The organism is Bacteroides sp. AF39-16AC (genome assembly GCF_003602735.1).
In the GTDB taxonomy this organism is placed as follows: domain Bacteria; phylum Bacteroidota; class Bacteroidia; order Bacteroidales; family Bacteroidaceae; genus Bacteroides; species Bacteroides uniformis.
Genome location: NZ_QTLN01000009.1, coordinates 36,196 through 60,706 on the forward strand (window position 1 = coordinate 36,196; position 24,511 = coordinate 60,706).

At 43.8% G+C, this 24,511-nt stretch carries 32 protein-coding genes; all 32 read right to left on the reverse strand.

Going from position 1 to position 24,511, the window contains the following annotated elements; genetic code table 11:
* Nucleotides 1-5: 5 nt before the first annotated feature.
* The 32 genes from rpsM to rpoB all read right to left on the reverse strand — a co-directional run bounded on the left by rpsM (nucleotide 6) and on the right by rpoB (nucleotide 24,415).
* On the reverse strand, nucleotides 6-386 hold the full coding sequence (rpsM, locus tag DW039_RS09620; RefSeq protein WP_004291218.1) for a 30S ribosomal protein S13: 381 nt from the start codon (nucleotides 384-386) through the stop codon (nucleotides 6-8).
* Nucleotides 387-420: 34 nt separating this feature from the next.
* Complete coding sequence (gene ykgO, locus DW039_RS09625; RefSeq protein WP_002558051.1) at nucleotides 421-537, reverse strand: type B 50S ribosomal protein L36; 117 nt, start codon at nucleotides 535-537, stop codon at nucleotides 421-423.
* Between the two features lie 9 nt (nucleotides 538-546).
* A complete protein-coding gene (gene infA / locus DW039_RS09630; RefSeq protein ID WP_002558052.1) occupies nucleotides 547-765 on the reverse strand; it encodes a translation initiation factor IF-1 in 219 nt (72 codons plus the stop codon).
* A 9-nt stretch (nucleotides 766-774) separates the two neighbouring features.
* Nucleotides 775-1,575, reverse strand: a complete 801-nt coding sequence (map, locus tag DW039_RS09635; RefSeq protein WP_005825687.1) for a type I methionyl aminopeptidase — start codon at nucleotides 1,573-1,575, stop codon at nucleotides 775-777.
* A gap of 13 nt (nucleotides 1,576-1,588) precedes the next feature.
* Nucleotides 1,589-2,932, reverse strand: coding sequence for a preprotein translocase subunit SecY (gene secY / locus DW039_RS09640; RefSeq protein WP_005825690.1), 1,344 nt, complete (start codon nucleotides 2,930-2,932; stop codon nucleotides 1,589-1,591).
* Nucleotides 2,933-2,936: 4 nt separating this feature from the next.
* Nucleotides 2,937-3,383, reverse strand: coding sequence for a 50S ribosomal protein L15 (gene rplO, locus DW039_RS09645; RefSeq protein WP_005825692.1), 447 nt, complete (start codon nucleotides 3,381-3,383; stop codon nucleotides 2,937-2,939).
* A 30-nt stretch (nucleotides 3,384-3,413) separates the two neighbouring features.
* A complete protein-coding gene (rpmD, locus tag DW039_RS09650; protein ID WP_004291222.1) occupies nucleotides 3,414-3,590 on the reverse strand; it encodes a 50S ribosomal protein L30 in 177 nt (58 codons plus the stop codon).
* An 11-nt stretch (nucleotides 3,591-3,601) separates the two neighbouring features.
* Complete coding sequence (rpsE, locus tag DW039_RS09655; protein WP_005825693.1) at nucleotides 3,602-4,120, reverse strand: 30S ribosomal protein S5; 519 nt, start codon at nucleotides 4,118-4,120, stop codon at nucleotides 3,602-3,604.
* Nucleotides 4,121-4,125: 5 nt separating this feature from the next.
* Nucleotides 4,126-4,470: a 50S ribosomal protein L18 gene (gene rplR / locus DW039_RS09660; RefSeq protein WP_005656518.1), complete on the reverse strand. Its 345-nt coding sequence runs from the start codon at nucleotides 4,468-4,470 to the stop codon at nucleotides 4,126-4,128.
* A gap of 20 nt (nucleotides 4,471-4,490) precedes the next feature.
* On the reverse strand, nucleotides 4,491-5,060 hold the full coding sequence (rplF, locus tag DW039_RS09665; protein WP_005825696.1) for a 50S ribosomal protein L6: 570 nt from the start codon (nucleotides 5,058-5,060) through the stop codon (nucleotides 4,491-4,493).
* A gap of 15 nt (nucleotides 5,061-5,075) precedes the next feature.
* Nucleotides 5,076-5,471: a 30S ribosomal protein S8 gene (gene rpsH, locus DW039_RS09670; protein ID WP_004291226.1), complete on the reverse strand. Its 396-nt coding sequence runs from the start codon at nucleotides 5,469-5,471 to the stop codon at nucleotides 5,076-5,078.
* A 55-nt stretch (nucleotides 5,472-5,526) separates the two neighbouring features.
* The gene (rpsN, locus tag DW039_RS09675; RefSeq protein ID WP_005825697.1) at nucleotides 5,527-5,826 is read right to left on the reverse strand and encodes a 30S ribosomal protein S14; all 300 of its coding nucleotides are present in this window, start codon (nucleotides 5,824-5,826) and stop codon (nucleotides 5,527-5,529) included.
* Nucleotides 5,827-5,830: 4 nt separating this feature from the next.
* The gene (gene rplE / locus DW039_RS09680; protein ID WP_005825698.1) at nucleotides 5,831-6,388 is read right to left on the reverse strand and encodes a 50S ribosomal protein L5; all 558 of its coding nucleotides are present in this window, start codon (nucleotides 6,386-6,388) and stop codon (nucleotides 5,831-5,833) included.
* The gene (gene rplX, locus DW039_RS09685; RefSeq protein WP_005825699.1) at nucleotides 6,388-6,708 is read right to left on the reverse strand and encodes a 50S ribosomal protein L24; all 321 of its coding nucleotides are present in this window, start codon (nucleotides 6,706-6,708) and stop codon (nucleotides 6,388-6,390) included. The genes rplE and rplX overlap by 1 nt, the downstream gene beginning before the upstream one ends.
* Nucleotides 6,709-6,728: 20 nt before the next feature.
* Complete coding sequence (gene rplN, locus DW039_RS09690) at nucleotides 6,729-7,094, reverse strand: 50S ribosomal protein L14 (RefSeq protein ID WP_005825700.1); 366 nt, start codon at nucleotides 7,092-7,094, stop codon at nucleotides 6,729-6,731.
* 2 nt (nucleotides 7,095-7,096) lie between these two features.
* Nucleotides 7,097-7,366, reverse strand: coding sequence for a 30S ribosomal protein S17 (rpsQ, locus tag DW039_RS09695; protein ID WP_005825701.1), 270 nt, complete (start codon nucleotides 7,364-7,366; stop codon nucleotides 7,097-7,099).
* Entirely contained in the window at nucleotides 7,363-7,560 is a 198-nt protein-coding gene (gene rpmC, locus DW039_RS09700; protein WP_005825702.1) for a 50S ribosomal protein L29, read from the reverse strand. Before rpmC ends, rpsQ begins: the two co-directional genes overlap by 4 nt.
* Nucleotides 7,561-7,565: 5 nt before the next feature.
* The gene (gene rplP / locus DW039_RS09705) at nucleotides 7,566-8,000 is read right to left on the reverse strand and encodes a 50S ribosomal protein L16 (protein ID WP_004291234.1); all 435 of its coding nucleotides are present in this window, start codon (nucleotides 7,998-8,000) and stop codon (nucleotides 7,566-7,568) included.
* Nucleotides 8,001-8,021: 21 nt separating this feature from the next.
* Nucleotides 8,022-8,753 (reverse strand): 30S ribosomal protein S3, encoded by a 732-nt coding sequence (rpsC, locus tag DW039_RS09710; RefSeq protein ID WP_004291235.1) that lies wholly within the window; start codon nucleotides 8,751-8,753, stop codon nucleotides 8,022-8,024.
* A gap of 5 nt (nucleotides 8,754-8,758) precedes the next feature.
* Nucleotides 8,759-9,169 carry a 50S ribosomal protein L22 gene (rplV, locus tag DW039_RS09715; protein WP_004291236.1) on the reverse strand — a complete coding sequence of 137 codons (411 nt, stop codon included), beginning with the start codon at nucleotides 9,167-9,169 and terminating at the stop codon, nucleotides 8,759-8,761.
* Between the two features lie 36 nt (nucleotides 9,170-9,205).
* Nucleotides 9,206-9,475 (reverse strand): 30S ribosomal protein S19, encoded by a 270-nt coding sequence (rpsS, locus tag DW039_RS09720; protein ID WP_002558070.1) that lies wholly within the window; start codon nucleotides 9,473-9,475, stop codon nucleotides 9,206-9,208.
* 20 nt (nucleotides 9,476-9,495) lie between these two features.
* A complete protein-coding gene (gene rplB / locus DW039_RS09725; RefSeq protein ID WP_005825705.1) occupies nucleotides 9,496-10,320 on the reverse strand; it encodes a 50S ribosomal protein L2 in 825 nt (274 codons plus the stop codon).
* A gap of 5 nt (nucleotides 10,321-10,325) precedes the next feature.
* Complete coding sequence (rplW, locus tag DW039_RS09730; RefSeq protein WP_120381893.1) at nucleotides 10,326-10,619, reverse strand: 50S ribosomal protein L23; 294 nt, start codon at nucleotides 10,617-10,619, stop codon at nucleotides 10,326-10,328.
* Between the two features lie 16 nt (nucleotides 10,620-10,635).
* A complete protein-coding gene (gene rplD / locus DW039_RS09735; RefSeq protein WP_005825707.1) occupies nucleotides 10,636-11,262 on the reverse strand; it encodes a 50S ribosomal protein L4 in 627 nt (208 codons plus the stop codon).
* A complete protein-coding gene (rplC, locus tag DW039_RS09740; RefSeq protein WP_005825708.1) occupies nucleotides 11,262-11,879 on the reverse strand; it encodes a 50S ribosomal protein L3 in 618 nt (205 codons plus the stop codon). The genes rplD and rplC overlap by 1 nt, the downstream gene beginning before the upstream one ends.
* Before the next feature lie 19 nt (nucleotides 11,880-11,898).
* Nucleotides 11,899-12,204, reverse strand: coding sequence for a 30S ribosomal protein S10 (rpsJ, locus tag DW039_RS09745; RefSeq protein ID WP_004291244.1), 306 nt, complete (start codon nucleotides 12,202-12,204; stop codon nucleotides 11,899-11,901).
* An 86-nt stretch (nucleotides 12,205-12,290) separates the two neighbouring features.
* Nucleotides 12,291-14,408, reverse strand: coding sequence for an elongation factor G (gene fusA, locus DW039_RS09750; RefSeq protein ID WP_016271993.1), 2,118 nt, complete (start codon nucleotides 14,406-14,408; stop codon nucleotides 12,291-12,293).
* Nucleotides 14,409-14,467: 59 nt separating this feature from the next.
* Complete coding sequence (rpsG, locus tag DW039_RS09755) at nucleotides 14,468-14,944, reverse strand: 30S ribosomal protein S7 (protein WP_005825710.1); 477 nt, start codon at nucleotides 14,942-14,944, stop codon at nucleotides 14,468-14,470.
* Between the two features lie 155 nt (nucleotides 14,945-15,099).
* On the reverse strand, nucleotides 15,100-15,501 hold the full coding sequence (gene rpsL, locus DW039_RS09760; protein ID WP_005825712.1) for a 30S ribosomal protein S12: 402 nt from the start codon (nucleotides 15,499-15,501) through the stop codon (nucleotides 15,100-15,102).
* A 117-nt stretch (nucleotides 15,502-15,618) separates the two neighbouring features.
* Complete coding sequence (locus DW039_RS09765; protein WP_005825714.1) at nucleotides 15,619-15,930, reverse strand: DUF3467 domain-containing protein; 312 nt, start codon at nucleotides 15,928-15,930, stop codon at nucleotides 15,619-15,621.
* 268 nt (nucleotides 15,931-16,198) lie between these two features.
* Nucleotides 16,199-20,494, reverse strand: coding sequence for a DNA-directed RNA polymerase subunit beta' (rpoC, locus tag DW039_RS09770; RefSeq protein WP_008661873.1), 4,296 nt, complete (start codon nucleotides 20,492-20,494; stop codon nucleotides 16,199-16,201).
* Nucleotides 20,495-20,602: 108 nt separating this feature from the next.
* Complete coding sequence (gene rpoB / locus DW039_RS09775) at nucleotides 20,603-24,415, reverse strand: DNA-directed RNA polymerase subunit beta (RefSeq protein WP_120381894.1); 3,813 nt, start codon at nucleotides 24,413-24,415, stop codon at nucleotides 20,603-20,605.
* Nucleotides 24,416-24,511: the final 96 nt, after the last annotated feature.

Consider the following 24,511-nt stretch of genomic DNA (forward strand, 5'->3'; position numbering starts at 1 on the left):
AATTATTATTTAGTAGCTTTTTTCTTATTAGCAACGGTTTTCTTTCTACCCTTACGAGTACGGGCATTGTTCTTTGTGCTCTGACCTCTTACTGGAAGACCAATACGATGACGAACACCACGATAGCAACCGATATCCATTAAACGCTTAATGTTCAATTGAACTTCAGAACGAAGATCACCTTCAACCTTATACTCTGCACCAATGATCTCACGAATCTTGGCAGCCTGATCATCCGTCCAGTCTTTTACTTTCAGGTCTCTGTCAACACCTGCTTTATCCAAAATTTTTGCTGAACTACTACGACCTATACCATATACATAGGTCAACGCAACTTCACCTCTCTTGTTTTGAGGCAAATCGACACCAACTATTCTTATAGCCATATACTAAATTATTTTTTTTGCAAAAATAATAATATTATCCTTGACGTTGTTTATACTTAGGATTTTTCTTGTTAATAACATACAAACGGCCATTACGTCTAACGATCTTACACTCTGGCGTACGTTTCTTTAAGGATGCTCTTACTTTCATATCTTAATTTTATTTATATCTAAATACAATTCTTCCTTTCGATAAATCGTAAGGAGACATTTCGACTCTTACTTTATCCCCTGGCAGGATTTTGATGTAATGCATCCGCATCTTACCGGAAATATGTGCAGTAATCTCATGTCCGTTTTCTAATTCAACACGAAACATTGCATTAGACAATGCTTCAACTATAACTCCATCTTGTTCTATTGCAGATTGCTTTGCCATATTAATTTCTTAAATTGCTTTATCTCCTAATACTTCTTCAATGAACTCGAATGATGACAATATATCAGCTTCACCAGTGCCGACTGCTATCGTATGTTCAAAATGAGCTGCACACTTGCGGTCTTTTGTCCTCACCGTCCAGCCATCACGCTCCATGAGTATTTGTCGGTTACCTAAAGTTATCATCGGTTCAATGGCAATGCACAAGCCTTTCTTCAGCATTGTCCCATAACCACGCTTTCCGTAATTGGGAACCTGAGGATCTTCATGCATTTCCTTGCCTATTCCGTGACCCACAAACTCACGCACCACACCATAAGAATTAGATTCGCAGTGCTGCTGTATCGCATAACCGATATCACCCAACCGCTTGCCGTGAACGGCATTCTGTATCCCTATGTACAATGCTTCTTTAGTAACCTTCAGTAATTTGCGGACTTCTTCGTCAACTTCACCTACACAAAACGTATAGGCTGAGTCGCCACAAAAGCCATTCATGTAAGTACCACAATCAACAGACACGATATCACCATCTTTCAGTACCACATCATCTCCCGGAATACCATGTACCACCTGGTCATTTACAGATGTGCAAATAGAAGCTGGAAACGGATCGCCATATTGATTAGGAAAACCTTTAAAGGTTGGAACAGCACCATTGTCTCTGATGAACTCTTCCGCCACCCTATCCAGCTCTTTTGTTGTCACTCCGGGCTTTATAACCTTAGCTATCTCAGCCAACGTCTTTCCAACAAGCAAATTACTCTTGCGGAGCAGCTCTATTTCATCTTCTGTTTTAAGAAATATCATTCTTCAAAAAAGATTAATATGCAGCTACATTACCACTGCGGCCTTTAATACGTCCGGATTTCAGCAAACCGTCATAGTGTCTCATCAACAAATGACTTTCTACCTGCTGGAGAGTATCAAGCACCACACCCACAAGGATTAACAAAGATGTACCGCCAAAGAATTGAGCAAACTCAGCTTTCACACCGAATATACCGGCAAACGCAGGCATAATGGCAACCAAGGCCAAGAAGAAAGAACCAGGCAAAGTAATACGCGACATAATCACGTCAATATACTCAGCAGTTTGCTTTCCTGGCTTGATACCCGGAATAAAACCATTGTTTCTCTTCATATCTTCAGCCATCTGAGTCGGGTTAATAGTAATTGCAGTATAGAAATACGTAAACAATATAATCAACACTGCAAAAATCAAATTATACCAAAAGCTTGTATGATCAGTCAATGCACGTACGAAACCACTTGCATCATTTACATTTGAGAACCCAACAAGAGTGATAGGAATAAACATGATAGCCTGAGCAAAAATGATAGGCATCACGTTAGCAGCATTCACCTTCAAAGGAATATACTGTCTAGCACCGCCATATTGCTTGTTACCCACGATCTTCTTCGCATATTGTACAGGAATCTTTCTAGTTCCCTGCACCAAAAGAATAGCGAATGCAATAACAACCAGCAGAACAACAAGCTCAATCAAGAACATTACCAGACCACCAGTCTTGTCCGTCATACGGGAAATCAATTCCTGGAATAAGGACTGTGGCAGACGGGCGATGATACCAATCATGATAATCAGCGAAATACCATTACCGATACCCTTATCCGTAATTCTCTCACCAAGCCACAAAATAAACATACTTCCAGCCGCTAAAATAATGGTAGAAGTAAACATAAACAGAGTCCAATCTAATGAAGCATTTAAAGAAGGACCAGCCTGCATCTTAAGATTGAGCAAATAAGAAGGAGCCTGAACCAAAAGAATAAGAATCGTCAGATAACGAGTATATTGATTCATTTTTCTTCTACCACTCTCACCTTCGCGCTGCAATTTCTGGAAATACGGAACCGCAATACCCAGCAACTGAATCACAATGGAGGCAGAGATGTACGGCATGATACCCAATGCAAAAATAGAGGCATTGGAAAATGCTCCTCCGGAAAACATATTTAACAAGGCTAAAAGACCTTCGCTTGTCTGTTGATGCAATTGTGTCAGCATTGACGGATTGATACCCGGCAAAACGACATACGAACCAAAACGGTAGATTGCCACAAACAATATGGTAATGAGGATCCGTTGTCTCAGATCCTCAATTTTCCATATATTCTTTAATGTTTCAATAGCTTTTCTCATTGAATTAGAGTTTTACTACTTGTCCACCAGCAGCTTCGATGGCAGCAACAGCAGTCTTAGAAAATGCATGTGCTTGTACATCCAACTTAGCAGTCAAAGTTCCGTTACCTAATACTTTTACCAACTGGCTTGCAGAAATGAAACCAGCAGCAATGAAGTCACTGATACCTACAGTCTGCAAGTTCTTTGCTTCAGCCAATTTCTGAATTGTATCCAAGTTGATAGCCTTATACTCTACACGATTGATATTTTTAAAGCCAAACTTAGGTACACGACGTTGAAGAGGCATCTGACCACCTTCAAAACCGATTTTCTTAGAGTATCCAGATCTTGATTTAGCTCCTTTATGACCTCTAGTAGAAGTACCTCCCAAGCCAGAACCCGGACCACGTCCAATTCTCTTTCTTGTTTTAGTAGATCCCTCTGCAGGTTTTAAATTACTTAAGTTCATATTGTAATTCGTTTTATATTCAACAAATAATTACTTAACAATGGTAACCAAGTGTTTAACCTTATCCACCATTCCAAGAATTGAAGGAGTGCATTCGTGTTCAACCACACGATTCAACTTATGAAGTCCCAGTGCATCGAGAGTTCTCTTCTGATCAGCAGGAGCACCAATTCTACTTTTAACTTGTTTAATCTTTATAGTCGACATATTCTTCCTCCTTATCCTCTAAATACTTTTTCCATACTAACTCCTCTGTTCTGGGCAACCATACGAGCATCGCGCATTTCACTCAATGCCAAGATAGTAGCCTTTACCAAGTTGTGCGGGTTGGAAGAACCTTTTGACTTAGCCAAAACGTCTGTTACACCAACACTTTCCAATACGGCACGCATTGCACCGCCAGCAACAACACCAGTACCGTGAGAAGCCGGTTTAATAAATACTTCAGCGCCACCGAACTTTGCAGACTGTTCGTGAGGAACTGTACCTTTCAGTACAGGCACTCTTGTCAGGTTTTTCTTTGCAGATTCAACACCTTTGGCAATAGCAGCGGTTACTTCACCAGCTTTACCAAGGCCCCAACCGATGATGCCTTCTTCGTTTCCTACTACCACAATAGCAGAGAAACTAAAAGTTCTACCACCTTTGGTTACTTTGGTTACACGATTAATAGCAACCAATCTGTCTTTCAGCTCTATATCGTTTGTAATCTTAACTCTATTATTAAGTCCTGCCATAATGATTAAAATTTAAGTCCACCGTTACGGGCAGCATCAGCCACCTCTTTTACTCTCCCATGATACAAGTAACCATTACGGTCGAAAACAACAGTAGTAATACCTGCTTCCTGAGCTTTTTTCGCAATCAGTTCACCTACTTTAGCAGCTTGTTCCTTCTTAGGCATTTTTTCAGTCATACCCAACGAAGAAGCGGCAGCCAATGTCTTACCGGACAAGTCATCGATAATCTGAACATAGATTTGCTTGTTACTTCTAAATACACTCATACGCGGGCATTCAGTAGTACCTGAAATTTTGTTGCGTACTCTATATTTGATCTTAATTCGTCTTTCTATTTTTGTTGTCATAATAATATCAATTTAAATGATTATTTAGCACCAGCTGATTTACCAGACTTTCTACGAATTTCTTCGCCAACAAACTTAATACCCTTACCCTTATACGGTTCAGGCTTACGGAAAGAACGTATTTTAGAGCAAACTTGACCAAGTAACTGCTTGTCGCAAGATTCCAATATAATCAAAGGATTCTTGTTTCTTTCAGACTTAGTCTCAACTTTAACTTCAGGAGGCAACTGTATAAAGATACTGTGAGTATAACCTAAAGCCAGTTCAATGATATTTCCCTGGTTAGAGGCACGGTAACCTACACCGACAAGTTCCAATTCTTTCTTATATCCTTCTGATACACCAACAACCATGTTGTGCACCAATGAACGGTATAATCCATGGAATGCATGCTTTTGCTTGGGGTTATCCAGCATTGCATTTTCATTCTCAGCCAAAACAACATGACCGTCTTCGATGGTAACATTGATAGCAGGATTTACATATTGGCTCATTTCGCCTTTGGGTCCCTTAACGGTAACCACGTCATCTTTCAGAGTAACTGTTACTCCAGCGGGAATACTAATGGGTAATTTTCCTATTCTTGACATTGCTAATTCCTCCTATTAATATACATAACACAAAACTTCACCACCAATCTTCAGTTCAGCGGCTTCTTTGTTGGTCATTACACCCTTGGAAGTAGATATTATAGCAATACCCAAACCATTAATAACACGCGGCATGTCTTTATAACCGGTATATTGACGCAAACCCGGAGAAGAGATTCTCTCCAGCTTCTTGATTGCGTTAACCTTGTTTACCGGATCATACTTCAAGGCAACTTTGATTGTACCTTGAGGACCATCTTCTACAAACTTATAATTAAGAATGTAGCCCTTTTCAAAAAGAATCTTAGTGATTTCTTTTTTCAAATTAGAAGCCGGAACTTCCACAACTCTGTGCTTCGCTTGAATAGCGTTCCGCAACCTCGTCAAATAATCTGCTATTGGATCAGTCATATAAAAAATAAATTAAATTAATCAGGCCTACCCTGACAATATTTAAAAACAATAATTACCAGCTTGCTTTCTTTACACCGGGAATAAGACCGTTAGAAGCCATCTCACGGAACTGGATTCTGGAGATGCCAAACTGACGGATATATCCTTTGGGACGACCTGTCAGCTTGCAACGGTTGTGCATGCGAATCGGGTTAGAATTTTTAGGCAAATCCTGCAATTTCTGTGCAGCTTCAAAAGCTTCAGCAGGATCACCGGTTCTAACGATTTGCTTCAACGCAGCTCTTTTCTCGGCATATCTGGCTACTAATTTAGCACGCTTTACTTCGCGTGCTTTCATTGATTCCTTTGCCATATTATCAATCTTTTTTAGCGTTTTTAAACGGTAAACCGAATTCTTTCAACAAGGCATACCCTTCTTCATCTGTTTGCGCAGAGGTTACAAAGGTAATATTCATTCCGAGAATTCTAGTAATACTATCGATATTAATTTCAGGGAAAATGATTTGTTCCTGAATACCAAGGGTATAGTTACCCTTACCATCGAACTTACTTTCAATACCCTTGAAGTCGCGGATACGAGGCAGAGCTACACGAACCAACTTTTCAAGGAATTCGTACATTCTCTCACGACGCAGAGTTACCATAACGCCAATCGGCATTTTCTTACGCAACTTAAAGTTTGCAATATCCTTACGAGAAATGGTTGCCACGGCTTTCTGGCCAGTGATAGTAGTCATTTCATTAATTGCCACTTCAATAATCTTCTTGTCGGCAACAGCCATACCCAGACCCTGATTGATAACAATCTTCTTAAGTACGGGTATCTGCATAGAAGAAGAATACTGGAACTGTGATTTCAATGCAGGCGCAATACGCTCTGCATATTCTTTCTTAAGGCTAGCAGTATTACTCATTACTTAATCTCCTCTCCTGATTTTTTAGAATAACGCACTAAAGTGCCTTCAGCACTTACTTTTCTACCAACACGCGTTGCTTTGCCAGTCTTTGGATCAACGGGGTTCAAGTTTGACAAGTGGATAGAAGCTTCTTGCTTCACAATACCACCTTGCGGGTTCTTAGCATTCGGTTTTGTACTCTTAGACACCATGTTGATACCTTCAACGATTGCGCGGTTTTTATCAACAAGAACCTTCAATACACGACCAGTCTTACCCTTGTCTTCACCGGAGTTTACATAAACTGTATCGCCTTTTTTAATATGTAATTTACTCATTACTCAAATCTTTTACAATATTAAAGTACTTCAGGAGCGAGTGACACAACTTTCATGTTAGTAGCACGAAGTTCACGAGCTACCGGACCGAAAATACGACTACCTCTAATTTCACCTGCATTGTTCAACAACACGCAAGCATTATCATCAAAACGTATGTAAGAGCCATCAGCACGACGGATTTCTTTCTTAGTACGTACGATCAAAGCTTTAGACACTGCACCTTTTTTAATATCACTTGAAGGGATAACGCTCTTAACAGAAACGACAATCACGTCCCCTACTGAAGCATAGCGACGACCTGTACCACCCAAAACGCGGATACAGAGAGCCTCTTTTGCCCCACTATTATCACATACTGTAAGTCTGGATTCTACTTGTATCATAATTACTTAGCTCTTTCAATTATTTCTACCAATCTCCATCTCTTAGTCTTGCTCAAAGGACGAGTTTCCATGATGTGTACAGTATCGCCGATATTGCACTCATTCTTTTCATCATGAGCATGGTACTTCTTCGTCTTGCTAACGAACTTACCATATATGGGGTGTTTCTCCTTAAACTTAGCTGCTACTGTAATGGTCTTATCCATCTTGTTGCTCAGCACAACCCCAGTTCTTTCTTTTCTTAAATTTCTTGCTTCCATCAAGCTCATCATTTATTGTTAAGTTCTCTTTGGCGTAATTCAGTCTTCATACGCGCAATAGTCCTGCGTAATTGTTTGATCTGAGCAGGATTATCCAAAGGAGAAATAGAATGATTTAAAATCACTTGGTTGTAATTAGCTACTTCTGCTTCAACTCTTTCTACCAAGTCACTGGTAGGCATCTCTTTAATTTCTGCTGTTTTCATACTTCTTACGCATTTTGATTTTGAATATCATAATCACGTCTAACCACAAACTTAGTTGTGATAGGAAGCTTCTGTGCAGCCAAGCGCAAAGCTTCTTTAGCGATTTCATAAGATACTCCTTCGGCTTCGATAATAATTCTACCCGGTGTAACAGGCGCTACGAATCCTTCCGGCGCACCCTTACCCTTACCCATACGCACATCAGCAGGCTTTCTGGTGATAGGTTTGTCGGGGAAAATACGAATCCAAATCTGTCCTTGACGTTGCATATATCTTGTCACTGCAATACGCGCAGCTTCAATCTGACGGCCTGTAATCCATTTCGTTTCCAAGGCCTTAATACCAAAAGATCCGAAAGCCAACTGGTTTCCTCTTTGGGCATTACCCTTTTGACGGCCTTTTTGTTGTCTTCTGAATTTTGTTTTTTTCGGTTGTAACATAATTCCTAAAAATCAAATTCGTTAGCGATTATTTTTCTTTCTTTTGAAGTTCTTTCCGCCATTGTTTCCGCTATTGCTTCCACGACCACTTTCCTTGCTTTGCGTAAAGTTCGGAGCCAACTCCTTCTTACCATAAACTTCACCTCTACAAATCCAAACTTTAATGCCGAGAAGACCAACCTTAGTCAATGCTTCTGCATGACAATAGTCGATATCTGCTCTGAAAGTGTGCAACGGAGTTCTTCCTTCCTTATACATTTCAGAACGGGCCATTTCTGCACCATTCAAACGTCCTGAAATCTGAATCTTGATACCTTCCGCACCCATACGCATTGTATTGGCAATAGCCATCTTGATGGCACGACGGTAGGCTATTTTGCCTTCAACCTGACGGGCAATGTTGTTAGCCACGATAACAGCATCCAACTCTGGTCTCTTAACTTCGAAGATATTAATCTGAATATCCTTATCAGTAACCTTCTTCAACTCCTCTTTCAACTTGTCAACTTCTTGGCCACCTTTGCCGATAATGATACCCGGACGTGCAGTACAAACGGTAATAGTCACGAGTTTCAGTGTACGTTCAATTACAATTCTTGACACACTAGCCTTTGCCAGACGAGCGTTCAAATATTTACGAATCTTGCTATCTTCCAGCAGAGAATCGCCGTAATTCTTTCCACCATACCAATTGGAATCCCATCCTCTGATAATTCCTAAACGGTTGCTTATTGGATTAACTTTTTGTCCCATTTACCTTAATTTTGATCTTCGTTATTACTTTTAGAACCAACGAACAACGTTACGTGGTTTGAACGTTTACGAATTCTGTAACCTCTACCCTGCGGAGCCGGTCTCATTCTTTTGAGTGTAGCACCACCATCAACAAAAATCTTGGTTACGAACAGCTCGCCACTTTCAGCTTTACGTTCGTTTTTCTGCTCCCAGTTAGCAATTGCAGAGCGCAGCAACTTTTCCACTCTTGCGGCAGCCTCTTTTGAAGAGAACTTCAAAACGCCGAGTGCTCTGTTCACCTCCATCCCGCGAATCATGTCAGCCACGAGACGCATTTTACGGGGGGAAGTAGGAACATTTTGCAATTTCGCAAAATACATGGTCTTAAGGGCTTCTTTTCTTTTTTCAGCCGATATTTTTTTTCTTGCTCCCATTATATTATTACTTTATTATTTCAGATAAATCCTGTTTTATTTTTTCTTGTTACCAGCGTGTCCTCTGAAAGTACGAGTTGGAGCAAATTCGCCCAACTTGTGTCCTACCATATTTTCGGTAACATAAACAGGAATAAATTTATTTCCGTTGTGAACTGCAACAGTATGGCCTACGAAATCAGGCGAAATCATTGAAGCTCTGGCCCAGGTCTTAACTACCACTTTCTTGCCCGATTCATTCATGGCAAGCACTTTCTTCTCAAGCTTAACGTTAATATACGGACCTTTTTTTAATGAACGACTCATAATTTACTCAATTAATCAGATTACTTCTTTCTTCTCTCAATAATATACTTAGACGATTGTTTCTTCGGAGCTCTTGTCTTAAGACCCTTAGCGTACAATCCCTTACGAGATCTCGGGTGTCCTCCTGAAGCACGTCCTTCACCACCACCCATCGGGTGATCAACCGGGTTCATAACAACACCACGGTTACGCGGACGACGTCCTAACCAACGAGAACGTCCAGCTTTACCTGAACTTTCCAATCCATGATCTGAGTTACCTACACTACCAATAGTAGCCTTACAAGTACTGAGGATCTGACGAACCTCACCTGAAGGCAACTTGATAACGCAGTACTTACCTTCTCTAGAAGTCAACTGAGCGAAGTTACCAGCCGAGCGAACCAAGGCAGCGCCTTGTCCCGGACGTAATTCGATGTTGTGAATTACAGTACCGACCGGAATATTCTGAAGCGGAAGTGCGTTTCCGATTTCCGGAGCGGCAGTCTCACCTGACATCAAAGTCGTACCAACTTGCAATCCATTGGGAGCAATAATATATCTTTTTTCTCCATCTGCATAAAACAACAAAGCGATACGAGCCGAACGATTCGGATCGTATTCAATTGTTTTAACCACTGCAGGCACACCGTCTTTATTTCTCTTGAAATCTACGATACGAATAATCTTCTTACTACCGCCACCGATGTAGCGCATAGTCATCTTACCTTCGTTGTTACGACCACCTGAAGATTTCTTACCAAATACAAGAGACTTTTCTGGTACCCGTGCAGTAATCTCTTCGTAAGTACCAATAATTTTATGTCTTTGCCCCGGTGTTGTGGGCTTAAATTTACGTACTGCCATTTTTATTAAATATTGCTATAAAAATCAATAGTATCTCCTTCTTTCAACGTAACGATAGCCTTCTTGAACGCATTCGTACGTCCGTTGATGATACCGGCACGAGTATAGCGGCTCTTGTTTTTGCCGCCATACTTCATTGTATTCACATCAACTACTGTAACGTTGTAAAGGGCTTCAACTTCCTTCTTAATTTCCAGTTTATTAGCTTCAGGACGCACGATAAAGCCGAAACGATTATTCGTCTTATCAGTAATTGCAGTCATCTTCTCTGTCACTAACGGTTTAATAATAATTCCCATTATTTAAGCCTCCTTTTTACATTAAGATATTGTCGATAGCAGAAAGTGCACTTTCAGCAAACACAACGACCCCAGCGTCCAATACTCTGTAAGTATTTAACCCTGAGATAGTCTGCACATTAGCACCCTTCACATTACGAGCCGACAAATATACGTTTTTATTTGCTTCTGGTAAAATCACAAGCAGCTTTTTGTCAGAAACTTTAAGATTTTTTGTCATTGCAACAAAATCTTTAGTCTTCGGAGCTTCAAAAGAGAAGTCTTCTACTACTACAACTGCGTTGTTCTGAGCCTTGTATGACAAAGCTGACTTACGAGCCAGAGCCTTTACTTTTTTGTTTAATTTGAAGTAGTAATCTCTCGGTTTCGGACCGAATACGCGTCCACCACCAACAAGTACCGGTGAGTTCATGTCACCACGACGTGCACCACCACCACCTTTCTGGCGACCGATTTTACGAGTAGAACCACTGATTTCGCTTCTTTCCTTTGACTTGTGTGTACCCTGACGCTGGTTAGCCATAAACTGTTTAACATCCAAGTAGATAGCGTGGTCGTTGGGCTCAATTCCGAAGATAGACTCGTTTAACGTAATCTTTCTCCCAGTGTCTTCACCTTTAATGTTATATACGTTAACTTCCATTATTTCTCAATTATTACGATTGAACCTTTGCAACCAGGAACAGATCCCTTAATCAAAAGAAGATTGTGCTCCGCGATTACCTTTAATACCTGCAGGTTTTGAACAGTTACTCTGTCGCCACCAAGCTGTCCGCCCATGCGCATTCCTTTGAATACTTTTGCAGGGTAAGAACAAGCACCGATAGAACCCGGCTTACGAGCGCGGTTGTGCTGACCGTGAGTAGTCTGGCCTACACCACCAAAACCATGGCGTTTTACTACACCCTGGAAACCTTTACCCTTAGAAGTACCTACAACGTCAACAAAAGTTGCGTCATTGAACAGTTCTACGGTAACAGTGTCACCCAGATTCAACTCTGTTTCAAATTCTTTGAACTCAGCCAAGTGTTTCTTGGGAGTTACTCCAGCTTTCTTAAAGTGGCCCATCAAAGGCTTTGTAGTGTGCTTCTCCTTCTTGTCCTGGAAGCCCAGCTGAACAGCTTCATAACCGTCCTTTTCTACAGTTTTCACTTGAGTAACAACACAAGGACCTGCTTCGATAACAGTGCATGGTACATTCTTACCCTCGGCACTGAAAACGGATGTCATTCCGATTTTTTTTCCTAATAATCCTGGCATTTCACTTAATTTTTAATACTTACACTTTGATTTCTACTTCCACACCACTCGGCAACTCCAACTTCATCAGAGCATCTACTGTCTTAGCTGTTGAGCTATAGATGTCAATCAGTCTCTTGTAAGAAGAGAGTTCGAATTGTTCACGCGACTTCTTGTTAACGAAAGTCGAACGGTTCACGGTAAAGATACGCTTGTGCGTAGGAAGAGGAATCGGACCGCTAACGATGGCGCCCGTTGTCTTCACCGTTCTTACAATCTTCTCAGCTGACTTGTCAACCAAGTTGTGGTCGTAAGATTTCAGTTTGATTCTAATTTTTTGACTCATTACTGTCTTTAATTATTAAATAGTTATATAAGATGAAGTTCCGCAGGCTAAGAGTCATTCGCTAGCCTACGGGACTTCAAGTTTTTTTAGATTAAGTCAGCACGACCTTTTACTTCCTCCAATACTGCCTTGGCAATAGAGTTGGAAACCTGGGCGTGGTGAGAGTATACCATTGAAGAGGTTGCACGACCAGAAGTGATGGTACGCAATGCTGTTACGTAACCGAACATTTCTGCCAGCGGAACCATTGCCTTCACGATACGTGCACCGGAACGGCTGGATTCCATACCTTCCACCTGGCCACGACGCTTGTTCAAGTCACCAATAACGTCACCCATGTTCTCTTCCGGAGTAACAACTTCCAGCTTCATGATAGGCTCCATCAATACCGGGCCTGCCTTAGCACAAGCATTCTTATATGCCTGGATAGCACAGATTTCGAAAGACAACTGGTCAGAGTCAACCGGGTGGAAAGAACCGTCAATCAAGGTTACTTTCAGTGAATCCAACGGATAACCTGCCAACACACCATTCTTCATGGCAGTAGTGAAGCCCTTCTGTACAGACGGGATAAATTCCTTAGGAATGTTACCACCCTTCACTTCGTCGACGAATTGCAATCCGCCTTCCTTGAAGTCTTCATCAACCGGGCCGATGTTCACGATAATATCAGCGAACTTACCACGACCACCGGACTGCTTCTTGTAAACTTCACGCAAGTTGACTGTCTTAGTGATAGCTTCCTTATAGTTAACTTGAGGCTTACCTTGGTTACATTCAACCTTGAACTCACGTTTCAGACGGTCGATGATAATATCCAAGTGAAGCTCACCCATACCAGAGATAACTGTCTGACCAGTCTGTTCGTCAGTCTTAACTGTAAACGTCGGATCTTCTTCAGCCAGCTTAGCCAAGCCATTTGACAGTTTATCCATATCCTTCTGAGTCTTAGGCTCAACTGCGATACCAATTACCGGTTCCGGGAAGTCCATAGACTCCAATACAATCGGTGCAGTTTCGTCACACAATGTATCACCAGTATGTATATCCTTGAAACCTACGCCAGCACCAATATCACCAGCACCGATAACTTCTACCGGATTCTGCTTGTTTGAGTGCATCTGGAACAGACGGGATACGCGTTCTTTCTTACCAGAACGAGAGTTATAGATATAAGAACCAGCCTCAATCTTACCGGAATAAACGCGGAAGAAAGTCAAACGACCTACATACGGGTCTGTTGCAATCTTAAATGCCAAAGCAGAAGTCTTTTCGTCTTCGCTCGGTTTACGGTCTTCTTCAGCACCAGTTTCGGGGTTTGTACCGATAACGTTCTCTGTATCCAGCGGAGAAGGCAAGAATGCACACACGTAATCGAGCAATGTCTGTACACCTTTGTTCTTGAATGAAGAACCGCAAAGCATCGGAACGACAGCCATTTGCACTGTTGCGTTACGGAGAGCTCTCAAAACCTCTTCTTCTGTAATGGTAGAAGGATCATCGAAATATTTCTCCATCAAAGCATCGTCAAACTCAGCCACTTTTTCGAGCATCTTATCTCTCCATTCATTAGCTTCGTCTACCAGATTTGCAGGAATTTCTTCTACTGTATAGTCAGCACCCATTGTTTCATCATGCCAATAGATAGCTTTCATTTTGATAAGGTCTACCAGACCTTTGAAAGATTCCTCAGCACCGATAGGAACGACGATAGGACACGGATTAGCGCCCAAAACGTCCTTCATCTGGCGGACTACCTCAAAGAAGTCAGCACCCGAACGGTCCATCTTATTAACGTAAGCGATACGCGGTACGTTATATTTATCAGCCTGGCGCCAAACTGTCTCAGATTGCGGTTCAACACCACCTACTGCACAATAAGCAGCAACGGCACCATCAAGAATACGCAAAGAGCGTTCTACCTCAGCGGTAAAGTCAACGTGCCCCGGAGTGTCAATCAAGTTAATTTTATAAGTATCACCGGCATATTTCCAACGAGTGGTAGTAGCAGCAGAAGTGATAGTGATACCACGTTCTTGTTCTTGCTCCATCCAGTCCATTGTAGCGGCACCATCGTGTACCTCACCGATTTTGTGGGTCAAACCCGTGTAAAACAAAATACGTTCAGAAGTCGTTGTCTTTCCGGCATCGATGTGGGCCATGATACCGATATTACGTGTCAAATGTAAATCATGCTTTGCCATTTTCTAATTCCCTTACTTTAAGTTTTTTTAATCTTCTAATTGGTTAGTCTCTTATAGTATTAGAATCTGAAATGAGCAAATGCACGGTTAGCTTCTGCCATTCTATGCATATCTTCTTTACGTTTGTAAGCACCGCCCTGTTCATTGAAAGCATCCATGATTTCGGCAGCCAGCTTATCAGCCATTGATTTACCGCCACGCTTACGTGCAAAGATAATCAAGTTCTTCATGGAAATTGATTCCTTACGGTCAGCACGGATTTCTGTAGGAACCTGGAAAGTAGCACCACCCACACGGCGAGACTTAACTTCCACTTGAGGAGTCACATTATCCAGAGCTTTTTTCCAGATTTCAAGAGCGGATTTCTCTTCGTTCTGCATTTTGTTCTTCACTGTTTCCAACGCAGCATAGAAGATTTCATAAGAAGTGTTCTTCTTTCCATCGTACATCAAGTGATTCACGAACTTGGAAACTTTTACATCATTGAACACGGGATCCGGAAGGATAACGCGTTTTTTTGGTTTTGCTTTTCTCATTTGTCTGAAAGAATAATGTTTTTCGTTCTTGGTTGTTTACTTCTGTCTTCTTCAACTCTCCCTCCGGAGAATTTACTCAACCTTTAGCATTTCCAACAAACTAAAACGTAAGTTATTACTTTAAATTTTCCTATTTTGGGAATCAGGCCACCAGATTATTTCTTCTTAGCAGGAGCTGCTTGACCCGGTTTCGGACGTTTTGCGCCGTATTTGGAACGTCTTTGTGTACGACCTGCAACACCTGCAGTATCCAAAGTACCACGTACGATGTGATAACGCACACCCGGAAGGTCTTTTACACGACCACCACGTACCAACACGATAGAGTGTTCCTGCAAGTTGTGACCTTCTCCCGGAATATAAGAGTTCACCTCTTTACCATTGGTCAAACGTACACGAGCTACTTTACGCATAGCTGAATTCGGCTTCTTCGGAGTGGTTGTATACACTCTCACGCAAACGCCACGTCTTTGAGGACAAGAGTCCAAGGCTGGAGACTTTGATTTCTCCACCAGCACTTCGCGTCCTTTTCTTACTAATTGCTGAATTGTAGGCATTTTAATTGTTTTTAGTTATATATTATTGTTTATATTAATTCAAAACTATACACTTTTGGGCTGCAAAGATACTAATAAGTTTTGAATAATCAATGCACTACAAGTTTTTTTTTGATTTTACGCTTCACCCTTGATGTTGGGAAGAGGCGGAAATGTTTGTTCGTCCGGCATGCGAATCAGTCCGAAAGCGCGTTCATATTTCCCAATATTCTCTTCGAGTGCACGCAGCAAACGCTTGGCATGTTCGGGTGCCAAAACTATGCGCGATTGCACGCCAGCCTTTGGCATTCCAGGCATCACGCGGATAAAGTCGAGAATAAATTCCGAACTGGAATGAGTTATAATAGCCAAATTGGCATATGTACCTTGCGCCACTTCTTCCTTCAATTCTATCTGGAGTTGACCGTTGTTGTTTTCTTGATTTTCCATGTTGCACAATTGTTTTTAAAATGTTCTTAAAAGATAGACCAAAAGTACTCTTTTTTTTCGGATGATATACATTTAAGTTCAAAAAGACACATAATAATCCGTTCTGAAAAAGGAGCAAGCCACTGCAACCGTTTTGCAGTAGCACTGTAACAAACATACAGAAGCATTGCAGTACAGAAGGAAGAGGCAAAGATAAAACAGAGAGGGAATACTCCTTCTTATAGGATATTCCCTCTCTATTTTATAGAATTATATTGACGTTGTAAGGCTATCCCTCTACTTTCTCGTCTACAGCATAATCAAGTACCGTCTTCTTGTTGGCAAGCATACGGTCGTACTCTTCTTTGGAGCCAACGATAATCTTCTCGAACTCGCGTTGTCCGGTACCGGCAGGAATCAGGTGACCGCAAATTACGTTCTCCTTCATACCTTCCAGACGGTCCACCTTTCCGTTGATGGCAGCCTCGTTCAGTACCTTCGTCGTTTCCTGGAAGGAAGCAGCCGACATGAAGCTTGAAGTCTGCAATGCAGCACGGGTGATACCTTGAAGAATCTGAGTAGAAGTCGCAGGTACAGCGTCGCGCACTTCCACGGGTTTCAAGTCGCGGCGTTTCAACATGGAGTTCTCGTCACGCAGCTTGCGGGCCGTCACAATCTGGCCAGCCTGCAGACTCTGGGAATCTCCAGCATCCACTACCACCTTCTTTCCCCAGATACGGTCATTCTCTTCCATGAATTCCATCTTGTCAACAACTTGCTGTTCCAGGAAGCGGGTATCACCTGGCTCGTCGATTTCCACCTTGCGCATCATCTGACGAACGATGATTTCAAAGTGCTTATCATTAATCTTCACACCCTGCAGACGGTAAACGTCCTGAACCTCGTTCACAATATATTCCTGCACGGCCGTAGGACCTTTGATAGCCAGGATGTCCGCAGGTGTGATAGCACCGTCAGACAACGGAGTACCGGCGCGTACATAGTCGTTCTCCTGAACCAGAATCTGCTTGGACAACGGTACGAGGTACTTCTTCACTTCACCGGTCTTGGAAGTAACGATGATTTCGCGATTACCGCGTTTCACCTTACCCATGGTAACCTCACCGTCGATTTCTGAAACCACAGCGGGATTAGACGGGTTACGTGCCTCGAACAACTCAGTGACACGGGGAAGACCACCCGTGATATCACCCGCTTTACCTACGGCACGCGGAATCTTCACGATAACTTCACCGGCCTTTACCTTCTGACCGTCTTCAACCACTACGTGGCCACCTACTGGCAAGTTGTATGTACGGATCAGTTCGCCGTCTTCTGTCATGATGTGTGCGGTAGGCACCTTCGTCTTATCCTTAGACTCAATGATGATGATTTCGCGCAAACCGGTAGATTCATCAGACTCTACCTTATAAGTCACGTTTTCAATAACACCTTCAAATTCAATCTTACCGGTAGCTTCGGTAATGATAACCGCGTTGAACGGGTCCCAACGGGCAATCATCTTGCCTTTCTCTACCATTTCACCATCGGCTGCATAGAGCGTAGAACCGTAGGGTACATTATGAGTGGAAAGCACAATACCCGTGTTGACATCCACGAAACGCACTTCGGCCAAACGGCCTACCACTACCTTTGCCGGTTCGCCTGCTTCGTCGATAACGTCTACCGTACGGAGTTCTTCGAATTCCAGACGGGCAGGATTCTTGGCCACGATGCTTGCGTTGGCAGCAATATTGGCTGCCGTACCACCGGCATGGAATGTACGCAGTGTCAACTGTGTACCCGGCTCACCGATAGACTGTGCAGCGATTACGCCGACTGCCTCGCCCTTCTGAACCATACGGCTGGAAGCCAGGTTACGTCCGTAACACTTGGCACAAACACCTTTCTTGGATTCGCAGGTCAATACAGAACGGATTTCAACGCTCTCGATTGGAGAGTCTTCAATGCGTTGTGCAATGTCCTCGGTAATTTCCTCACCGCCGGCCACAATCAGTTCGCCGGTTGTAGGATGAACAATATCATGTACGGATACACGACCCAGGATACGTTCATACAGAGTGGCAATGGTTTCATCATTGTTCTTCAGTGCCGTACAAACCAATCCGCGGAGCGTGCCGCAGTCTTCTTCATTAATAATCACATCATGCGATACGTCAACCAGACGACGGGTCAGGTATCCGGCATCGGCCGTCTTCAAAGCGGTATCGGCAAGACCCTTACGGGCACCGTGGGTAGAGATAAAGTACTCCAACACGGACAGACCTTCCTTAAAGTTAGAAAGAATCGGGTTTTCGATAATCTGACCGCCTTCGGCACCTGCTTTCTGGGGCTTCGCCATCAAACCACGCATACCGGAGAGCTGACGAATCTGTTCCTTAGAACCACGGGCACCGGAATCCAGCATCATGTATACAGAGTTGAAACCCTGGTCGTCGCTTGAAATGGTTTTCATCAGGATGTTGGACAACTCAGAGTTCACGTGCGTCCAGATATCGATTACCTGGTTGTAACGCTCGTTGTTCGTGATGAAACCCATGTTATAGTTATTGATTACCTGCTCTACTTCATCATAACCTTTCTGTACTAATGCTTCCTTCTCTTCCGGGATAATGATATCGCCCAAGTTGAACGACAAACCACCCTTGAAGGCCATGTAATAACCGAGGTTCTTGATTCCGTCGAGGAAGTCGGCTGCCTTGGCAACACCGCACACCTTGATTACGTGACTGATGATGTCTCGGAGTGACTTCTTGGAGATAATCGTATTGATATATCCTGCTTCTGCCGGAACAATTTCGTTGACAATGACACGGCCCACGGAGGTATCGTGCATCATCTTGTCCACAATGTTACCATTCTCGTCAACGTCTTTCACTATTACGCTTACCGGAGCATGGATGTCGCACTTACCTTCATTGTAGGCAATCAGCGCTTCCTCAGGACCGTAGAATGTCAGGCCTTCACCCTTGGCACCCTTGCGCAGCTTCGTAATATAGTACAGACCAAGTACCATATCCTGAGCAGGCACAGTGATAGGAGCACCGTTGGCAGGGTTCAATATATTGTGTGACTGGAGCATTAGCATCTGTGCTTCCAGAATCGCTTCGTTGCTCAACGGCAAGTGCACGGCCATCTGGTCACCGTCGAAGTCGGCATTGAACGCCGTACATGCCAACGGGTGCAGCTGGATTGCCTTACCTTCAATCATTTTAGGCTGGAATGCCTGGATACCCAGACGGTGAAGTGTCGGGGCACGGTTCAACAGCACCGGATGCCCCTTCATCACGTGTTCCAAAATATCCCAGATAACGGGTTCCTTGCGGTCTACAATCTTCTTGGCGCTCTTTACCGTCTTCACGATACCACGCTCAATGAGCTTACGAATGATGAACGGCTTGTAAAGCTCGGCTGCCATCAGTTTAGGGATACCGCATTCGCCCATCTTCAGCTCCGGACCTACAACGATTACAGAACGTGCGGAATAGTCGACACGCTTACCCAACAAGTTCTGACGGAAACGTCCTTGCTTACCCTTCAAACTGTCGGAAAGTGACTTCAACGGACGGTTAGCGTCGGTCTTCACTGCACTCGATTTACGGGAGTTATCAAACAGAGAGTCGACAGCTTCCTGCAACATACGTTTTTCATTACGCAAAATCACTTCAGGAGCCTTGATTTCAATCAATCTCTTCAGACGGTTGTTACGGATGATGACACGACGGTAAAGGTCATTCAAGTCAGAAGTTGCGAAACGGCCGCCATCCAATGGGACCAACGGACGAAGTTCGGGCGGAATAACCGGTACAATGCGTACAATCATCCACTCGGGCTTGTTGCGTCCGCGTGATGCACGGAACGACTCAACTACCTGAAGACGTTTCAGAGCTTCGGTCTTGCGTTGCTGTGAAGCATCGCTTCCGGCACGGTTACGCAGTTCGTAAGACAAAGAGTCAAGGTCGAGGCGTGACAGCAAATCGTAGATAGCTTCCGCGCCCATCTTGGCAATGAACTTATTGGGATCTGAATCTTCGAGGAACTGGTTGTCTTTCGGCAACTTTTCCAGCAAGTCCAGGTATTCTCCTTCTTCAAGCAAGTCATACTGTGCCACTTCATCGGACAGTACACCCGGCTGAATGACAACATAACGCTCGTAATAGATAATGGCATCCAGCTTCTTGGTGGGCAAGCCCAACAAGTAACCGATTTTGTTGGGAAGTGAACGGAAGTACCAGATGTGAGCCACGGGCACAACGAGCTGGATGTGTCCCATACGCTCACGGCGCACTTTCTTTTCAGTCACTTCCACACCACAACGGTCGCAGACGATGCCTTTGTAACGGATACGCTTGTACTTACCGCAATGGCACTCGTAATCCTTGATAGGACCAAAGATGCGCTCGCAGAACAATCCGTCGCGTTCGGGCTTATACGTACGATAGTTGATGGTTTCAGGCTTTAAAACTTCACCACTCGAATTCTCAAGGATTTCCTCAGGAGAAGCCAAACCGATAGAGATTTTCGAGAAATTACTCTTTATCTTGTTATCTTTTCTAAAAGCCATAAATTTATTTAATTGATAATTGACAATGGAAAATTGAAATTGAAAAACTGAAAACCGATAATTGAGAATGGTAACTTGCATTATCCACTCTCAATTATCAATTATCCATTATTCTAAGTTGATGCTCAAGCCCAAACCTCTCAACTCGTGCAGCAATACGTTCAGTGACTCGGGGATACCCGGAGCAGGCATCGGTTCACCCTTCACGATTGCTTCATAAGCCTTGGAACGTCCTACAACGTCATCAGACTTGATAGTCAGGATTTCCTGCAGAATGTGTGCGGCACCGAACGCTTCGAGTGCCCAAACTTCCATTTCTCCAAAACGCTGACCACCGAACTGTGCCTTACCACCCAACGGCTGTTGCGTAATGAGTGAGTACGGACCGATGGAACGTGCGTGCATCTTGTCTTCAACCATGTGACCGAGCTTCAGCATGTAAGTCACACCTACCGTAGCCTGCTGCTCGAATGCTTCACCGGTACCACCATCATACAGCGTTGTCTTGCCGTAGCGAGGCAAGCCGGCCTTATCGGTCCATTCGTTCAAATCGTCCAAAGATGCACCGTCAAAGATAGGAGTGGCAAACTTCACGCCCAGGTTTTTTCCGGCACGCCCGAGAACGGCCTCGAATATCTGACCGATGTTCATACGTGAAGGCACACCCAACGGATTCAGCACGATGTCTACCGGAGTACCGTCAGCAAGGAACGGCATGTCTTCCTGGCGTACCACACGGGAAACAATACCCTTGTTACCGTGACGACCGGCCATCTTGTCACCGACACCAATCTTACGTTTCTTGGCAATGTATACCTTGGCCATCTGAATGATACCTGCGGGCAACTCGTCACCGATAGTGATGGCGAACTTCTTGCGTTTCAGCTCGGCATCGAGTTCCTTGTACTTCTTGATGAAGTTCATCACCAATGCACGAATCAGTCCGTTGGTATGTTCATCCTTCGTCCAGTTGCTCAACTGAACAGCGGTGAAGTCCAAATCGCTGAAGTCGGAAGCAGAGAATCTGGCGCCTTTGGAAATAATGTCGGCACCCATGTAATCCTTCACACCTTCCGATGTATAATTTTCTGTAAGCTTCAACAGCTTGTTTATCAACACTTTCTTGAGGTCACCAATCTTAGCGTCGAACTCATCGTCAATCTTCGGTAACAGAGCCTTGTCGGCCAGCTTGGAGCTGCGGGTCTTGACAACACGGGAGAACAGACGCTTACCGATAACAACACCCTTCAAAGAAGGAGAGGCTTTCAAAGAAGCATCCTTCACATCACCGGCCTTGTCACCGAAGATGGCACGGAGCAGTTTCTCTTCCGGAGAAGGATCCGATTCACCCTTCGGAGTAATCTTACCGATAAGGATATCACCCGGTTCGATGCGGGCACCCACACGAACAATACCGTTTTCGTCAAGGTCTTTAGTCGCTTCCTCACTTACGTTAGGAATGTCAGAGGTCAACTCTTCCATACCACGCTTCGTTTCACGAACTTCCAAAGAATATTCTTCTACGTGTACAGAGGTCAAAAGATCCTCACGAACCACACGTTCGTTCAGTACGATAGCATCCTCATAGTTATAGCCCTTCCACGGCATGTAAGCAACCAGCAGGTTCTTACCCAGTGCAAGCTCTCCGTCTTCGGTTGAATAACCTTCCGTCAGGATTTGACCTACAGTCACGCGCTGACCCTTCTCGCAAATCGGACGGAGGTCAATCGTCATGTTCTGGTTGGTACGGCGCCACTTCGGGATATTATATTCTTTCAATGCAGGCTCGAAGCTTACGAACTCTTCCTCCTCCGTACGGTCGTACAGAATACGGATAGTCGTTGCATCCACGAATTCAACCACACCGTCACCCTCGGCAGTAATCTGCGTACGGGAATCGCGTGCCAGCTGGCGTTCGATACCGGTACCTACAATCGGAGCTTCGCTCTTCAATAAAGGAACAGCCTGGCGCATCATGTTTGATCCCATCAATGCACGGTTGGCGTCATCATGCTCCAAGAACGGAATCAAAGAAGCCGCAATAGAAGCAATCTGCTGGGGAGATACGTCCATCAATTCCACCTCGGAAGGAGGAACCACCGGATAGTCGGCATCCTGACGGGATTTTACTTTATCACGTACAAAAGTACCGTCATCGTTCAAAGGAGCATTACCCTGAGCAATAATCTTGGCTTCCTCTTCTTCTGCGGTGAGGTAAACCAAACCTTCGTCAGAAAGATCAACCTTACCCTCTGCCACCTTGCGGTACGGAGTTTCAATGAAGCCAAGCTCGTTGATTTTCGCGAACACACAGAGTGAAGAAATCAAACCGATGTTCGGACCTTCAGGAGTCTCGATAGGACAAAGACGTCCGTAGTGAGTATAGTGTACGTCACGAACCTCGAAGCCTGCACGCTCGCGTGACAGACCGCCGGGACCCAGGGCAGACATACGGCGCTTGTGAGTAATCTCGGCCAGCGGGTTGGTCTGGTCCATGAACTGTGACAAAGCATTCGTTCCAAAGAATGAATTGATAACGGAAGAGATTGTCTTGGCGTTAATCAGGTCAATCGGAGTAAAGACTTCATTGTCACGGACGTTCATACGCTCGCGGATAGTACGCGACATACGTGCCAGACCGATGGCAAACTGATTGGACAACTGTTCGCCCACTGTACGCACACGACGGTTGCTCAAGTGGTCGATATCGTCCACATCCGCTTTCGAGTTAATCAACTCGATGAGATATTTGATAATTTCGATAATATCTTCCTTGGTAAGGACACGCACGTCCATATCGGTCGTCAAGTTCAACTTTCTGTTGATACGATAACGGCCTACATCACCCAGGTCATATCTCTTCTCTGAGAAGAACAGGTTATTGATAACCTCGCGTGCACTGGCATCATCGGCAGGGTCTGCATTACGCAACTGGCGGTAGATGTAGAGTACAGCTTCTTTTTCCGAGTTACTCGGATCCTTCTGCAGAGTATTATATATGATAGAATAGTCAGACTGGTTCGGTTCTTCCTTGTGTACGAGGATATTCTGAACGCCCGACTCTAATATAATGTCAACATGTTCCGGCTCGATTACAGTTTCACGGTCAATAACGACTTCGTTACGCTCGATGGAAACAACTTCACCGGTATCTTCGTCTACAAAATCCTCAATCCATGTTTTCAACACACGTGCGGCCAACTTACGTCCCACCATCTTCTTGAGGTTCGTCTTGTTCACCTTCACGTCTTCCGCCAAATTAAAAATCTCGAGAATGTCCTTGTCATTCTCAAATCCGATGGCTCTCAGCAAAGTGGTAACCGGCAATTTCTTCTTACGGTCAATGTACGCATACATGACGTTGTTGATGTCGGTGGCAAACTCAATCCACGAACCCTTGAACGGGATGATACGGGCTGAGTACAACTTGGTACCGTTGGCATGTACGCTCTGTCCGAAGAATACGCCCGGTGAACGGTGAAGCTGGGATACAACCACACGTTCCGCACCGTTGATGACGAATGTTGCCTTATCCGTCATGTAAGGAATAGGACCGAGGAACACGTCCTGAATGACCGTGTCAAAATCTTCGTGGTCGGGGTCGGTACAATATAATTTCAATTTTGCCTTCAAAGGCACGCTATATGTAAGCCCTCGCTCTATACATTCATCAATGGTATAGCGCGGCGGATCAATATAGTAGTCCAAAAACTCAAGAACAAAATTATTTCTTGTATCGGCAATGGGGAAGTTTTCAGCAAATACTTTATACAGTCCCTCGTTCTTACGTTTCTCGGGTGGGGTGTCCAGTTGTAGAAAGTCTTTGAATGACTTCAATTGTACTTCCAGAAAATCCGGATATTCAAGCGGATTCTTAGTCGAAGCAAAATTAACTCTTTGATTTACAGTATTTGAAGACATCTGTTAATGGATTTGTAGAACTTAATTTTAAATATATACACAAAAAGGTTAAGAACCCTTTTCACGAAGGGTTCCTAACCGAATTACCTGATTTAC

Coding starts and splice junctions, on each gene's coding strand:
- rpsE (WP_005825693.1), bottom strand. CDS start 4,120: ATGGCAGGACTTAATAATAGAGTTAAGATTACAAACGATATAGAGCTG.
- rpsQ (WP_005825701.1), bottom strand. CDS start 7,366: ATGATGAGCTTGATGGAAGCAAGAAATTTAAGAAAAGAAAGAACTGGG.
- rpsH (WP_004291226.1), bottom strand. CDS start 5,471: ATGACTGATCCAATAGCAGATTATTTGACGAGGTTGCGGAACGCTATT.
- rplV (WP_004291236.1), bottom strand. CDS start 9,169: ATGGGAGCAAGAAAAAAAATATCGGCTGAAAAAAGAAAAGAAGCCCTT.
- rplO (WP_005825692.1), bottom strand. CDS start 3,383: ATGAACTTAAGTAATTTAAAACCTGCAGAGGGATCTACTAAAACAAGA.
- rplC (WP_005825708.1), bottom strand. CDS start 11,879: ATGCCAGGATTATTAGGAAAAAAAATCGGAATGACATCCGTTTTCAGT.
- rpmD (WP_004291222.1), bottom strand. CDS start 3,590: ATGTCGACTATAAAGATTAAACAAGTTAAAAGTAGAATTGGTGCTCCT.
- rplD (WP_005825707.1), bottom strand. CDS start 11,262: ATGGAAGTTAACGTATATAACATTAAAGGTGAAGACACTGGGAGAAAG.
- rpsJ (WP_004291244.1), bottom strand. CDS start 12,204: ATGAGTCAAAAAATTAGAATCAAACTGAAATCTTACGACCACAACTTG.
- rplE (WP_005825698.1), bottom strand. CDS start 6,388: ATGAGTAATACTGCTAGCCTTAAGAAAGAATATGCAGAGCGTATTGCG.
- rplP (WP_004291234.1), bottom strand. CDS start 8,000: ATGTTACAACCGAAAAAAACAAAATTCAGAAGACAACAAAAAGGCCGT.
- rplN (WP_005825700.1), bottom strand. CDS start 7,094: ATGATACAAGTAGAATCCAGACTTACAGTATGTGATAATAGTGGGGCA.
- rplR (WP_005656518.1), bottom strand. CDS start 4,470: ATGACAACAAAAATAGAAAGACGAATTAAGATCAAATATAGAGTACGC.
- infA (WP_002558052.1), bottom strand. CDS start 765: ATGGCAAAGCAATCTGCAATAGAACAAGATGGAGTTATAGTTGAAGCA.
- rpoB (WP_120381894.1), bottom strand. CDS start 24,415: ATGTCTTCAAATACTGTAAATCAAAGAGTTAATTTTGCTTCGACTAAG.
- fusA (WP_016271993.1), bottom strand. CDS start 14,408: ATGGCAAAGCATGATTTACATTTGACACGTAATATCGGTATCATGGCC.
- rpsL (WP_005825712.1), bottom strand. CDS start 15,501: ATGCCTACAATTCAGCAATTAGTAAGAAAAGGACGCGAAGTGCTGGTG.
- DW039_RS09765 (WP_005825714.1), bottom strand. CDS start 15,930: ATGGAAAATCAAGAAAACAACAACGGTCAACTCCAGATAGAATTGAAG.
- rplB (WP_005825705.1), bottom strand. CDS start 10,320: ATGGCAGTACGTAAATTTAAGCCCACAACACCGGGGCAAAGACATAAA.
- secY (WP_005825690.1), bottom strand. CDS start 2,932: ATGAGAAAAGCTATTGAAACATTAAAGAATATATGGAAAATTGAGGAT.
- rpsM (WP_004291218.1), bottom strand. CDS start 386: ATGGCTATAAGAATAGTTGGTGTCGATTTGCCTCAAAACAAGAGAGGT.
- rpsG (WP_005825710.1), bottom strand. CDS start 14,944: ATGAGAAAAGCAAAACCAAAAAAACGCGTTATCCTTCCGGATCCCGTG.
- rpsS (WP_002558070.1), bottom strand. CDS start 9,475: ATGAGTCGTTCATTAAAAAAAGGTCCGTATATTAACGTTAAGCTTGAG.
- map (WP_005825687.1), bottom strand. CDS start 1,575: ATGATATTTCTTAAAACAGAAGATGAAATAGAGCTGCTCCGCAAGAGT.
- rplF (WP_005825696.1), bottom strand. CDS start 5,060: ATGTCAAGAATAGGAAAATTACCCATTAGTATTCCCGCTGGAGTAACA.
- rpoC (WP_008661873.1), bottom strand. CDS start 20,494: ATGGCTTTTAGAAAAGATAACAAGATAAAGAGTAATTTCTCGAAAATC.
- rpsN (WP_005825697.1), bottom strand. CDS start 5,826: ATGGCAAAGGAATCAATGAAAGCACGCGAAGTAAAGCGTGCTAAATTA.
- rpmC (WP_005825702.1), bottom strand. CDS start 7,560: ATGAAAACAGCAGAAATTAAAGAGATGCCTACCAGTGACTTGGTAGAA.
- ykgO (WP_002558051.1), bottom strand. CDS start 537: ATGAAAGTAAGAGCATCCTTAAAGAAACGTACGCCAGAGTGTAAGATC.
- rplW (WP_120381893.1), bottom strand. CDS start 10,619: ATGGGAATTATTATTAAACCGTTAGTGACAGAGAAGATGACTGCAATT.
- rplX (WP_005825699.1), bottom strand. CDS start 6,708: ATGAGTAAATTACATATTAAAAAAGGCGATACAGTTTATGTAAACTCC.
- rpsC (WP_004291235.1), bottom strand. CDS start 8,753: ATGGGACAAAAAGTTAATCCAATAAGCAACCGTTTAGGAATTATCAGA.